The sequence below is a fragment of the Pseudaestuariivita rosea genome (assembly GCF_017592335.1).
GTDB classification, from domain to species: Bacteria; Pseudomonadota; Alphaproteobacteria; order Rhodobacterales; family Rhodobacteraceae; genus Parasulfitobacter; species Parasulfitobacter rosea.
In genome coordinates, this window is record NZ_JACNMP010000030.1 from 22678 (window position 1) to 35355 (window position 12678).

The 12678-nt window shown below is 56.6% G+C and carries 10 protein-coding genes, 1 pseudogene and 1 riboswitch; of the genes and pseudogenes, 6 read left to right on the plus strand and 5 right to left on the minus strand.

Going from position 1 to position 12678, the window contains the following annotated elements; genetic code table 11:
- Positions 1-4: 4 nt before the first annotated feature.
- Genes H7848_RS15935 through H7848_RS15950 form a run of 4 tightly spaced genes read right to left on the minus strand, consistent with a single transcriptional unit; the run spans position 5 to position 5824 of the window.
- The gene (locus H7848_RS15935) at positions 5-1096 is read right to left on the minus strand and encodes a cobalamin biosynthesis protein CobG (RefSeq protein WP_208353421.1); all 1092 of its coding nucleotides are present in this window, start codon (positions 1094-1096) and stop codon (positions 5-7) included.
- Positions 1093-4383, minus strand: coding sequence for a cobaltochelatase subunit CobN (gene cobN, locus H7848_RS15940; protein ID WP_208353423.1), 3291 nt, complete (start codon positions 4381-4383; stop codon positions 1093-1095). Before cobN ends, H7848_RS15935 begins: the two co-directional genes overlap by 4 nt.
- Before the next feature lie 12 nt (positions 4384-4395).
- Positions 4396-5448 carry a cobalamin biosynthesis protein CobW gene (gene cobW, locus H7848_RS15945; RefSeq protein ID WP_208353426.1) on the minus strand — a complete coding sequence of 351 codons (1053 nt, stop codon included), beginning with the start codon at positions 5446-5448 and terminating at the stop codon, positions 4396-4398.
- Positions 5441-5824 (minus strand): DUF1636 family protein, encoded by a 384-nt coding sequence (locus H7848_RS15950; RefSeq protein WP_208353428.1) that lies wholly within the window; start codon positions 5822-5824, stop codon positions 5441-5443. Before H7848_RS15950 ends, cobW begins: the two co-directional genes overlap by 8 nt.
- Positions 5825-5903: 79 nt before the next feature.
- Positions 5904-6110: riboswitch (cobalamin riboswitch) on the minus strand.
- A 626-nt stretch (positions 6111-6736) separates the two neighbouring features.
- Between H7848_RS15950 and H7848_RS15955 the strand changes: the two are divergent.
- Both H7848_RS15955 and H7848_RS15960 read left to right on the plus strand, forming a co-directional pair.
- Positions 6737-7066, plus strand: a pseudogene (locus H7848_RS15955) (IS110 family transposase); the annotation flags it as partial.
- Positions 7067-7418: 352 nt separating this feature from the next.
- On the plus strand, positions 7419-8165 hold the full coding sequence (locus H7848_RS15960; protein ID WP_208353431.1) for a hypothetical protein: 747 nt from the start codon (positions 7419-7421) through the stop codon (positions 8163-8165).
- A gap of 407 nt (positions 8166-8572) precedes the next feature.
- Here the strand turns inward: H7848_RS15960 and H7848_RS15965 are convergent, their stop codons facing one another.
- Positions 8573-9193 (minus strand): TetR/AcrR family transcriptional regulator, encoded by a 621-nt coding sequence (locus tag H7848_RS15965; protein WP_208353433.1) that lies wholly within the window; start codon positions 9191-9193, stop codon positions 8573-8575.
- 77 nt (positions 9194-9270) lie between these two features.
- On the opposite strand from H7848_RS15965, the gene H7848_RS15970 reads away from it, so the two are divergent.
- The 4 genes from H7848_RS15970 to H7848_RS15985 all read left to right on the plus strand — a co-directional run bounded on the left by H7848_RS15970 (position 9271) and on the right by H7848_RS15985 (position 12390).
- Complete coding sequence (locus H7848_RS15970) at positions 9271-10155, plus strand: sterol desaturase family protein (RefSeq protein ID WP_208353435.1); 885 nt, start codon at positions 9271-9273, stop codon at positions 10153-10155.
- A gap of 1 nt (position 10156) precedes the next feature.
- A complete protein-coding gene (locus tag H7848_RS15975) occupies positions 10157-10618 on the plus strand; it encodes an NUDIX hydrolase (RefSeq protein ID WP_208353438.1) in 462 nt (153 codons plus the stop codon).
- 84 nt (positions 10619-10702) lie between these two features.
- Positions 10703-11707, plus strand: coding sequence for an alpha/beta hydrolase (locus tag H7848_RS15980; RefSeq protein ID WP_208353440.1), 1005 nt, complete (start codon positions 10703-10705; stop codon positions 11705-11707).
- A gap of 62 nt (positions 11708-11769) precedes the next feature.
- Positions 11770-12390, plus strand: a complete 621-nt coding sequence (locus H7848_RS15985) for a GNAT family N-acetyltransferase (RefSeq protein WP_208353443.1) — start codon at positions 11770-11772, stop codon at positions 12388-12390.
- The last annotated feature ends 288 nt before the right edge of the window (positions 12391-12678 follow it).

The following is a 12678-nucleotide window of genomic DNA, read 5'->3' on the forward strand; positions in this document are numbered from 1 at the left end:
GGACTCAATCAAGATTTGCGTGGATATCTGCGGGCAGGATGCCGGTTCGCTCAGGTCTGTCTTTTGCAGTTCCTTGTCGCACAATGTCAAACCGCCCGTCACGCCCAACCAGCGTGATATCCGCCGGACGTGCCCGCGCGCAGCCCTTGGCGCACCCCGATACGTGCAGCGTACCGCTTATATGCGACGCCAGACTGCGTGCCAAGGCGCGGGTTTCGACGTGTGCACTGTCACAGAACGGCGCGCCGGGGCATGCATCGACACGACGCAGCGGATGATCGGGTGTGGTGATCAGCGCCTCGCTCGTAAGATCAGCGACCTCTTCCAGCAGCATTATCCGCCATGGCGTTAGTCTGACAGCTGTGATCTGGTCTAAAAGAGGTTCCAGAGCGGCTGCCTCGATCTGACCAAAAGGCAGACCAACAAGCTGGCCATAGGGTGTGTTTTGGGGTTGCAAAGGGTCATCCTGCGCGGCCACTGGTGCTGCATCAAACAGAGTTCTCATTCGCCTGACATCCGGCCCGGCATGATCGGCAAACCAGCGGGCCAGTGTGATCATGGCATCGATGGCCTCTTCTTCGGAAACAATTTGCCCGGTCTGGGCCCCATCGGCCCGCATGATCAGCTGGCCGCTCATTCCTTCAATCCGAATATCAGCTGAAGCGCCATTTAGCAGGCGATTATGCCCGGTATCAATCGCAAATCCAAATTTTGCTGGCAGGTCCGGCAGACCTGCCAGGCGGTCGGTTAACGCGGTGGCCAAACGGTGGGTAACGTCGCCTGTCTGCCAAAAAGGCTGGATCAGGATGTTCCGACGGTTTTCCAGATCGTGCGAGGCGTCCAAAAGGTCAAGCGCTGCCAGTTGCTGTAACACGGCATCATGATCGGCCATCTTGAGCCCGCGCAGTTGTATGTTGGCGCGATTTGTCAGGTCGATCAGGCCATTGCCGTACTTTGTAGAGAGCTGGCATAAACCGTGCAATTGCCCCCGCTCAACCCGGCCCAGCTTAGGTCGCACGCGGACAATCAGGCCGTCACCAGACATCATCGGCCGGTAAGCCCCGGGGCACCAGCCCTTGACCTGCGGGGCAGTCATGCGCGCGCCTCTTGCAACGCTGCACGGATCGAGTTGCGGCGGCTTTGCCAAAGACCCGCGGCATCAAGTGCAGTAAACCGGTCCTGCATCGCTGCAAAGGCCCCGGGGTTTTCACGTTCGAGAAACGTAGCGACCTCTGGGTCACCCAATGTCGCCTCGTAATAAAGATCAAACAGATGCGGGGCGACGACACCGGCCAGATGGGCGAAAGCCGCCATATGTTCAAGCGTCGCCGCGATCTCGGCAGCCCCGCGGAAGCCGTGGTTTTTCATACCGGCTAACCAACCGGGATGCGCCGCGCGGGCCTGAACGACGCGGGCGATTTCTTCGGTCAGCGTACGCGTACGTGGATCGTCGGGGTTGGTGTTATCAAGATGGTAAAGCGCGGCCTGTCCGCCGGTCAGCGCTTTCGCGGCGGCGAATCCTGCCTCATGCGCGGCATAGTCGCTGGCCAGCAGCAGATCAGTTTCTGGCAAATCCTGCAGATGGACGAAGCTGTCTGCGGCCGCCACACGCTGCTTAAGTCCTGTGTCGTCTTTCTGTGCCTTGTCCCCGTCCAGCGCCCACGCGCTGGCGGCCAGCCAGGCGGCCCCGGCGCGGTCGCGTGCATCTGTGCTGTAGTCCTCGATCATCGCTCCCATGCCAAGACCATAGCTGCCGGGTGCGGGTCCGTAAACGTGGGCGGTACTCTGACCAACATAGGGGTTCCAGTCGGTGGCCTCATCCCTTTCGGACAAGGCGCGCGTAGCTTGGTTAAAAAGCGCCGAAAGCGTCGGGAACACATCCCGAAACAGGCCCGAGACGCGCAATGTCACGTCGATGCGGGGGCGGTCGAGTTCGGCGATTGGCAGAACCTCGATCCCCGACACCCGTTCCGATCCTGCATCCCAAACGGGCCACACGCCCAAAAGATGCAGCGCCATGGCAAATTCTTCGCCCGCGGTCCGCATCGTTGCCGACCCCCATAGATCGACGATCAAGCCGCGCGGCCAGTCGCCATGATCCTGCAAATGCCGGCGCACCAGATCATCGGCCAGCCTGACCCCCTGGGCATAGGCGCTGCGCGTCGGAACCGAGCGCGGGTCGGTGGTGAACAGATTGCGCCCGGTGGGCAGCACGTCCTGACGCCCGCGATAGGGTGAGCCTGAAGGCCCCGCCGCAACACGCCTGCCGTTCAGCGCATCGGTCAAAGCGCGCCTTTCCGAAGCGATAGCTGCGCTGATATCAAACGGCGGGACTGACTGAGGTGCGCGTCCCCAAATATGCAGCCCCTCACCAAACTGGCTGTCTTTCACGTCGCAAACAAAGCGGTCGATGCGTGTGATCGCCTCGGCCGGGCAACTGGCCTGATCCAGGCCCAGATCAGCTTCAACACCAAGCGCCTGCGCCTCGTCCCGGATATCATTTTGCAACCGATCGCGGCGTTTTGGGTCGAGCCCGTCAGCGTTGGAAAATTCATCCAACAACGCCTCAAGCCGCACCAGTCGATCCGGTGTGCCACTTTGTTTAAGCGGCGGTGGGATGTGGCCAAGCGTGACGGCCCCAATGCGGCGTTTGGCCTGCGCGGCCTCACCCGGGTCATTGACGATGAAGGGGTAAAGCACCGGCATCGCGCCAATCAGCGCCTCGGGCCAGCAGGTATCGGACAAGGCCACGGATTTACCGGGCAGCCACTCCAATGTGCCATGGGCGCCGATGTGGATCAGCGCGTCAGACCGCTGGCGCAGCCAAAGATAAAAGGCGACATAGCCGTGACGTGGCGTGCGCATCAGGTCGTGATATTCCTGATCCCGCAGCGCTGGCGTGCCGCGTTCTGGCTGCAACGCGACAATCGCGGCGCCCCGGTGAAGTGCGGCAAAACAAAAGGCACCATCGATGCAATCGGGGTCCTCTTCGGGCGGGCCCCATGCGGTTTGAAGATCATCCTGCAAGGACGCGGGCAGGGATTTCAGTGCCTCTTTGTAGGCTGACAGAGGCCAACGAATGCCCCGTTTCATCAGAGCATCCTGCAATGCTATGCCGTCTGAGTGAACATCATATCCGTCAGCCGCAAGGTCTGACAGGATCGCATTGGCCGAGGCGATAGCATCAAGACCAACGGCATGGGCCATGTTCCAGTCCTTGCCCGGATAGGTCGACAGGATCAGGGCTGGCCTACGTTCCTGCACCGAGCATGCGGCCAGATCAGTCCAGGCTTTGACCTTATCCGCAATGGCCTTGATCCGTGCCGCATCGGGGCTGTGGGCATAGCGCGCGAACTCCAGTTGCGGGTCGCGCATTTGCGGTTCCTTGAAGGACGCGACACCGGCGAACAACCGACCGTCAAGCTCGGGCAGGACCACATGCATTGCGAGATCGGCGGGGGACAAGCCGCGCTCAGCCTCATCCCAGGCATCGCGGGTTGAGGTCGCAAGGGCCACCTGAAACACTGGCACCTCGCCCGCGTCCAAGGGCGACGCACCATTTTCGCCCTTACCACTGAATGAGGTTGCATTGACAATTGCAGCGGGTTGCAGGTGCCGGACTTGCCGTGCGATCCAACCTGCTGCGTCGGGTGCCTTCAGTGAAGGCGCAAAAAGCCCAAGCACCTGAAAACCACGACTGCGTAGTGTGGTAAAGAGCACCTCGATAGGGGCCAGATCGGCGGCCGTCAGATAGGCCCGATAAAATGTCACGATGATCAGCGGCTGATCCGATTGCGGTAAGATCAGAGGGCAGGACACCCCATGTTCTGGCGTCCAGGCACCCACCTGCGGCAGCGATTTCGCGCCACTCACCGGCCCCGCGTAAAGCCCGGCCGCCAGCGTTAATTGCGCCAAAGCAGACTGAGCCGCGAGCACACCGCCCGTATCACACAGATGCGACAGCCGTCGCAGGGTCGAAACCGGCAGGGTCGAGACCGCATCAAGTTGCGTATCCTCGCGCCCATCGGCGGGTAGGACCGCCAGCGCGATACCTTTGGCCTTGGCCAGCGCCTGCACCTGTTGCAGCCCATAGGACCAATAGGGCAACCCACCGATCAGCCGGATCAGAATGCCCTTCGCGCCGTGTAGCGTCTGTTCAACATAAGTATCAACCGACAGCGGGTGTTTCAGCGCGGCCAGATTGGCCAGCCGCAAGGTCGGCAGACGCCCCTCTGGCCCGCCGCCCCGATGCCACGCCGCCGCAAAAGCCCCAAGGTCGCTATCCGAGAGTGACAAGACCACCAGATCAGCCGGGCTTTGGCCCAGATCAACGGGGGTCTCGGTTTCCTCTAAACCGTGGCTTTCGCGAAAAACGACGTGCATGCGGCTATGATCTTATTCGGCTGCGACAGGGTCCAGCAAAGCCCTGCGGATGGCTTCGCTGTTGATATCATCGTGCTCGGCAATCACCACCAGGCGTCCCTGACGCGCTTCATTGGGACCCCAAGGACGATCAAACTGATGCCGCACACGCGCGCCAACCGCTTGGATCAACAACCGCATCGGTTTGCCCTGCACCGACACATAGCCCTTAACCCGCAGGATGTTCTGCGTGCGCGCCAATGCTTCAATCCGTGCCACCAAATCTGCTGGGTCCATAACCTCAGGCATGTCAATCACGACACTTTCAAAGTCTTCGTGGTCGTGATCATGGTGTGTATCATGATGGCTGGGGCGTGCGGCGATATCGTCTTCCGCAGCGGCCTCAAGCCCAAGAACCACACGGGGGTCAACAATGCCCTCGGCAACCTCAACGATCGGTAGGGGACGTGGGGCCTCGGCCTCAATCACCGCTTTGGCCTTGGTAACGCCGTCCGCACCGGCAAGATCGGGCTTGGTCAGCAGGATGATATCTGCACAACTGATCTGATCCTCAAACACCTCAGACAAAGGCGTTTCGTGATCCAGGCTTTCGTCCGTTTCCCGTTGCGCATCCACAGCCGTCACATTCGGGGCAAACCGCCCATCGGCGACCGCCTCGGCATCGGCCAAGGCGATCACACCGTCCACGGTGATGCGCGACCGGATGTCAGGCCAATCAAAAGCCTTCAACAGCGGTTTCGGCAGCGCAAGCCCGGATGTTTCGATCAGAATATGCTCAGGCCGCGGTTCTACCGCCATCAGCGCCTCAATCGTCGGGATAAAGTCGTCCGCCACCGTGCAACAGATGCAGCCATTGGCCAATTCAACGATATTCTCGGCGGGGCAATCGGGGATCGCGCAGCTTTTCAGAATGTCACCATCGACGCCCACATCGCCGAATTCATTCACCACAACCGCCAAGCGCTTGCCCTGAGGGTTCTTCATCAGATGCCGGATCAGCGTCGTCTTCCCTGACCCAAGAAAACCGGTGACGACAGTGACGGGGGTTTTTGTCAGATCAGACATCTTGGACCTCCAGCGGTGGGATACGTGCAATGCAGTTTTTGCGGAAATGTTCGGGGCGTTCGCGCCATGGCACCAGACCATCGGTCGTCGCCTGATAGCGGGACGCCCCCTCAAGGATAACATCCAGATGCTCCGCAGCATCCAGATTGCCGTAGACATAGCTCCACCGTTCTGCACCGCGCAGCGCGATCGTGCAGCCCTGTGAGCAGTTCGAAAGACATTCAACCGGGGTCACTTTAATGGCTGGCGGCACGGATGTATTGTTCAGCGCGTTGTATAAAACTTCGCCCGGTCGCGCCTCGTCCTCGGGTATTTCTTCCTGGTGGCGACATTTCACGCAGACCAGAAGCTCGGCTGGCTTTGGTTGGTTGGTCATGTTTCGGTCCCATATACATGGAACGAAGGTCAGATGGCGGATGCAGCCTTTGCGCCCGACACCCGGAACACCCCGTCCGGTTTCGTCAAAGATGATGGCAGGTCTCCCGGCTTGCGGAGATCAGGGTAAGTCCCTGAGTGTCATCCGACCTTCCCAGCATCACGCCAGTGGCAATGGATGACCTATCCGGTCACGGTCGCGGGGGCGGCTGTACTGGGCGGTTTGAAACCACCCGCACATTCCCTTTTCACCTGCAAACGCAGGCACCAACATAGAGGACTTGGAATGATCAGCGACGCAATGTCAAGCGATAGATGTCGAAGCCATTTGGAGATGGAAAAAGCTTTCGAAAAGCACGCAAGCCTTTTTACTTAGTGGAGCATCACACTGAGCTCAATCATGGTCTTTAAATGCTCACCAAGAAAACTGGCCCACTCACTGCGGATTCTGCCACTATAGTTGAGTTCTGTTCAGGTATTGTTGTGCTACCAAACGAGCCTACGGTCGTTGTCAAAGCATCTGCCGCAGGATCAGGTTATTAGGCAGGTATCTTGTGCGGATTTCAATAGTTCGGCCGGGATCTTGAGACCGATGGCGCGGCGTGGCCGTTTTTCGTCATCATCTCTACGCCAAGCTTCCAACCTCAATGCTCATGAACCTACAGCTGTTCGAGGACTCCACCCTAAAGCTGCTTTGTACGCCCTAGTGACAGTGTTGACTGTCGGTTTGCCTGGAAACCTTCTTCAAGACGATCAAGGCGGACCTGCTGTGGCAACGCTCCTGGCGCACTCGTCGCGACACTGAGATCGCCATCTTTGAATACATCAATGATGGGGTGGATGCCCCACCCGGCGGCATCTCAATGTGCCAGAATGATAGCATCTTAAACTGTCATACAAAGGAAGAGCATCCATGGAGAACGTTAGCATAGTAGGAATTGACTTGGCAAAACGGAGCTTTCAATTGCACGGGGCTGCGCCCGATGGCTCTGTCGTCTTTCGCAAGAAGTTGTCCCGCCCACAATTGGTCACGTTTTTGAGCAAACTTCCACGTTGTATTGTGGCGATGGAGGCCTGCGCGACATCCCATCATTGGGGGTACGAGGTTGGGAGCCTTGGTCATGATATCCGGCTAATCCCACCTGTTTATGTTAAGCCGTTCGTAAAGCGTCAAAAGAACGATGCGAATGACGCAGAGGCGATCGCAGAGGCCGCGTCTCGACCGACCATGCGCTACGTCTCAGGGGTCCTTTGCGGGAGAGTGTGGAATCCTACGCTAAGCAAACAACGAGAACCGTTGCGCGACGGGGCGGAATGACACTCTAAGCGAATTGGTGCTGCGCGCGTTGACAGCACCAACGTACCACAGGGGCGGAAAAATCGACGCTGCCGCGCAGCAAGGAAACCGGCCATTCATCGACAGTGCAGCAATTTGCAATCAACCAATCAACGAGATGCGGGACAATGCGAACATTAATCCAGGAAAGATGAATGTCTGCTTGGACAACTCACCCATAATCGCCCACGGTCAGAAGCGGACCCCTTTGTGCCTTAACCATTGATACTTGAAGAAAAGAAGTTATTGTTCCAACCATTTGAAAACGGAGGACTTCTTAGTGGGGCTTAGTTTTACAGTCGGCATTCTTACTGACCTACTTGAACACGACAGTGAAGGGGCAGGGCCGATTATCGGTCACTTTGAAGAGATAAATAATGTTCTTGCCAAAGCCGGTTTTGATCAACACATCGAACCCACAGACTGTGAAGTCTGGTCGGCAGATGGTTACGGCTATTCTGGGCTACACGCGCTCCGCGAGGTCGCGGGACTGGCATGGCAGAAGCAACCGTTGCCGCGCACCCCGCGATTGACTGGACGAGAAGAATCATCAAATAGCGACAAGCTATTCGATGCGGTTTTGCCGTTTCTAGATAGCGATAACAGAATTGGGTTCTTTGCAAAGCTGCTTGGCAAAACCAATGTCAAAGAGCCTCCCTCTTTCAGCCATCTTGTGTGCCATTCAGACGCGGAAGGCTACTATGTTCCAATTGATTTTTCCGTTCCATTGGTCCCAACCACTATGCGCGAAGAAACGAAGTCTATTTGGCCTGTCGGGTCAGTGCAGCGCCTAGATGCCGAACTGGATGTCCTGATTGAGTTGTTGGAAATTCCGCAGGGAGTAGATTCGCAACTTGAGAGTCTGTGGAACGCCATGGACAGCGATCAAACCAATCCCGAAGATCCATTGTGGCTCGTACAACCAATTGCCAGCTATTCAGCGCTAGTGTTGAAAGAAGCCTGCAGTGCTTCGCTTCGCACCGGAGCTGCAATTGCGTTCTGCTAGCGACGTGGCTCTCCGCTGAGATTTCTTTTCGACGCAGCCTTCATGTGGAGTTGACTAAAGTGGCCATCCGGCCTGCTTTTTCAAACCGGACATTTGTACGTCGCGCAGCATCAAACACTTCGGGCTCAGAACGGCCTGATGCTTATGCAGCAATGCTGTTGCGGCAGGTTGAACCAGACCGGCCATTTGCCAAGGTCGCTAGAACCATGAATTTTCAGTGGCCCGGTCGGAGCGCTGCCGTTGGGTGTCATTAAGCCGATGTTCAGGAGGTAGGCGGCGAAATCTGATTGAGAGCCCAAATTTCAAAATGCTGCGCAGTCGACCGATGACGGCTTTGATGTCTGCTCGGTTTGCCATCTCGAAAAGCCGACAAGTCGCGGGTTTGCCTCCACGCGCTGTCGTGAAGCTTAGTCTGAGAGTCCAACCAATCGGCAGACACTCGATTGCAGAGCGCCGAGTGTGGCCTTTTGTTTTCGACCGGGCTGGAACGCAGCTCGCGCGGCAGTGCTCTGGACAAGCGTGAGGATTAACTCAGCCATCTCGGTGGTGTCTTCGGGGTAGTTCAGGTCTGGAGAGATTAGCACGCTAGCAAGCCTGGCCACTAATTGCGCCCTGTTTTCTAGAAACGGTTCGGCAATTTGGGGGTTACGCATGGCTTCGGATGTGATCTCAGCCGCCAGCACCGCATTTTCCGGTTTGGACAGTTCGTCGAAGTGCACTGCTATGAACCGCGCAAGGATGTCCTGAACTTTGCCGTCTTCGGACAGGATGTCATTGACCACGGTTTGATCGTCGGACTCAAGGACCGCGATTTCGGCAATTAGGTCTGTCTTGCTGCTAAAGTGGTTGTAGAGGTTGCCAAGGCTTATTCCTGCGCGCTTTGCAATGTCGCGGATGCTGGTCTGATGGAATCCCTGTGTTATGAAGCACGCAGCCGCAGCCTCCACGATCTCTTTCCTGCGTTTTTGCGTCGTCAGCGCGCGCTTAGCCAGCGGTTTTTCTTTATCGTCATCGCTTTGCTCTTGCATTGCTGTCATCTTCCTATTAATTGAGTGAACGATCGTTCATTCAATATATAGCAGCTCTTGCTCGGAAAGGAAAGCCAATGGACACAATTGATCAAGAGTTCGCATCTTTTGAAACCCTGTTTGGCATCGTCGAAATTCTCGGGCTAGCGTTTATCATCGCACTGGTTTCGGAAACTGTTTGGGATGCGGTGCGCGGCCAGCGCTCAAACATACGCGATACGTTGGCCAACGGTGCGATTGCCATCGTATCTGCCCTGCTTGAGCGCACTATCTATGGCTTGATCTTCATTCTTGGATTGGTTGTTGCCTCAGACTTCGCGGTTTTTAATCTTGCGAACGGCTGGTGGACAGTTCCCGCAGCAATCCTTGCCGCTGACCTCACTTACTATTGGATGCACCGTGCCGAACACAGAATCCGATTGTTCTGGGCAAACCACAGCGTTCATCACTCCTCTGAAGAGTTCAACTTCTCAACATCTTTGCGTCTTTCATGGATGGATGCGTTGATCGAATGGATATTCTTCATACCCATGATCCTTCTTGGTTTCAGTGTGGTGGAAACCATTGTCGGCCTAGCGGTGGTTCTCGCATACCAAAGCTGGATCCATACTGAAAAGGTAGGCAAGCTTAGCTGGCTGGACCGTGTGTTCAATACCCCCTCAGCGCACCGTGTGCACCACGGGCAAAACCCCGAATACATCGACAAGAACTACGGCGGCATTCTCATCCTGTGGGACCGGCTCTTTGGAACCTACGCGCCAGAAATAGCAACCGTAAAGTATGGCATCACAACCCCGATCGAGACTCACAACCCGGTGGCGATCAATTTCAAGGAATACGCACGGCTCTATCGCGACATTCAGCGTGCGGGCAGTTTCCGCGCGGGTTTGGGATACCTCGTTCAGCCACCGGGGTGGCACCCCACACCACCCACTGAGAACATATCGGATGGCAGAGGGTAAAATGGCCGATATTCCAGTCAGTCCCTACCTTGCGTCGCTCATTGCTATCCGCGTCAACAATGGTGGGCACCAAGTGCTGTTGATGAAGCGCTCCCATCCTCCAGTCGATCAATGGTGTCAGGTCGCCGGCAAGATCGAAGAAGGCGAAACTGCATGGCAGACTGCGCTGCGCGAGCTTGTCGAAGAAACGGGGCTGGTGCCCGACAGTCTCTATTCCGCTGATATCTGTGAGCAGTTCTACGAACCAACGCGAAACACAATCGCCGTGGCACCTGTCTTTGTTGCTTTCATTGACGACGCGGCAGAGGTGACACTGAACCAGGAGCATAGCGCCTTTCAATGGGTCAGTTTCTCGGACGCGATAGAGATGGTCGCCTTTGGTGGGCAACGCCGGGTTTTGCGATGGATCGAAGCCGAGTTCATCAAGCGCAAGCCAGCCGAGCAGTTGCGCATCGATGTCTAACAAACTCTGCAGTCAATCTCCATCAGACGCTACGGTCTGTAGTCATCATCATGCGTGCGAACGCAACCAGCACGGGGTCTCACCTTGCGCCTATTTCTAATCGCCTGTTTCTTTGTGCTGGCTATTATCGCCCTGATCCTGTGGCGGCTGGCTGATCACGATCTTGCTGACCGCAATACCATAAGCCTTACATTTACAACGTCGGGGAAAACCGTGTCAGGCACGGTTTGGCTGCCAAATGAAACGCCAGCTGCTGTCGTGGCACTTGTGCATGGAGACGGCCCGCAAGATCGAACCTCAGGGGGCGGGTACGCGCCGATGATCAACACGTTGCTCGACCGGCAGATTGCCGTGGCATCCTGGGACAAACCCGGTATCGGGCAATCGGATGGAAACTGGCTACACCAATCCATGGCCGATCGCGCTGATGAGGTCCGTGCAGGTCTGCACCTTTTGCAGCAGCAGTTCGACGGCGTCCCGATCGGCGCGATGGGTTTTTCACAAGCCGGTTGGGTCCTGCCGAAGCTAACGCCTGACGACGCAGACTTCTTGGTCTTGGTCGGTGCAGCAGTTTCGTGGCGGGATCAGGGAGAATACTACACGCGCAGACGCTTGGAAGCGGCGGGGCATAGTTCAATCACTATCGATACCGCGATAGCCCAGCAAAACCTTGAAAACGAGTATATTTTTGGACCAAACGCGGTGGCTGCCAATAGCCGTGCGGATATGTCGGCAGATCGCTGGCAGTTTATCCGCACCAATCGGAACGCGGATGCGAGGGCTGCGCTAGCAGAGCTTGATCTTCCTGTCTTAGCAATTTGGGGAGCCGAGGATTTGAACGTTCATCCGACGGCAAACGCTTCGATTTACCAACAGATACTGGTCCGCCGCTCCCCAAGAACCCAGATCGTCATCTGGCCGGAGGCGACGCATGCCCTTTTGAAATCACCCCAATACAATTGGCAATTGACCGAGGATTGGAGCTTTCGGGCGAAGGCCCGTTTCATCGTTGAAGGTCGTTTCGCATTCGCGCCAGATGCCCTGAACACAATCGCAGACTGGATAATCGGGAGTGGCACAAACCGATAGATACGCGCCTGCCTGAACCACCAATCATTCTTGTTTTTCACAAAAACTGATGAGGCCCGAATTTGGCGATCATTCAACACCCCAGAGCTTTTGAAGTAGAAAACGGTTTTAGGTCCGAGCACCGCCAGCAGATCGCAGAAGGCTATTGGCGCGCATTCGCAAGAAAGCTTCGTTACCCCTTGGGACCAGAGGCCAAGGCCGTTCCCTTTGTTAAGAGCGTTCTTGATCCGACTTACGCCATCAGCGCTGTGTCCAAGGACGGAAGCTTTCTCGGTGCCGCCGGATTTAAGACACCCAATGGGGCGTTTATCGTTGGCAGGTTTGATGATCTGGCACTGGTCTATGGATACTTCGGCGCGGTTCTCCGCGGCCTCACGCTTCAGGTCCTCGAACGGGAATGTGCGGATGGAACGCTTTTGATGGACGGCATTTTCGTCAAGCCCGAGGCCCGCGGATGTGGGGTTGGCCAGGCATTGCTGCAAGCAATTGAAGCGCGGGCATCCTCCATGGGATTGCACCGCGTCAGACTCGATGTGATCGATACCAACCCTCGCGCCCGAGCGCTTTATGAGAGGCAAGGGTTCACAGAAACGTCTGTCACGAATATGGGGCCGCTCAGAGCCATCTTTGGGTTTTCTGAATCAACGGAGATGACAAAGGAAATTGGCGGGAAGCCAGCGTGAGCCTTCAGACAAATCCTGCCCGAAGCTTGGTTGAGCAGCTTATAGAAAGGCAACCACTTTCGCTCGCATGAAAAAAACTCGACTTCGCCAATGTAGGCAAATTTTCCTGGCTTAAGGCGGTCAGGCTAAAGCGGACTTTGGAGCCGCCGCAGCGAAGGCTCGCTTTGTCCGCTCCTCGATAGTTAATCCGGGTTGCGGCGAAAGGGCGGTTTGATTTTCACCTCACAGATTGGATGTCAATGACCGCTCTTACGACATTTGCTGCATCATAGCGAGAACCATGCCGCG

What these genes read in the sequence shown, in the direction of transcription:
- H7848_RS15970 (WP_208353435.1), top strand. Translation starts at nt 9,271, where the DNA reads ATGGACACAATTGATCAAGAGTTCGCATCTTTTGAAACCCTGTTTGGC.
- H7848_RS15975 (WP_208353438.1), top strand. Translation starts at nt 10,157, where the DNA reads ATGGCCGATATTCCAGTCAGTCCCTACCTTGCGTCGCTCATTGCTATC.
- cobW (WP_208353426.1), bottom strand. Translation starts at nt 5,448, where the DNA reads ATGTCTGATCTGACAAAAACCCCCGTCACTGTCGTCACCGGTTTTCTT.
- cobN (WP_208353423.1), bottom strand. Translation starts at nt 4,383, where the DNA reads ATGCACGTCGTTTTTCGCGAAAGCCACGGTTTAGAGGAAACCGAGACC.
- H7848_RS15965 (WP_208353433.1), bottom strand. Translation starts at nt 9,193, where the DNA reads ATGCAAGAGCAAAGCGATGACGATAAAGAAAAACCGCTGGCTAAGCGC.
- H7848_RS15935 (WP_208353421.1), bottom strand. Translation starts at nt 1,096, where the DNA reads ATGACTGCCCCGCAGGTCAAGGGCTGGTGCCCCGGGGCTTACCGGCCG.
- H7848_RS15950 (WP_208353428.1), bottom strand. Translation starts at nt 5,824, where the DNA reads ATGACCAACCAACCAAAGCCAGCCGAGCTTCTGGTCTGCGTGAAATGT.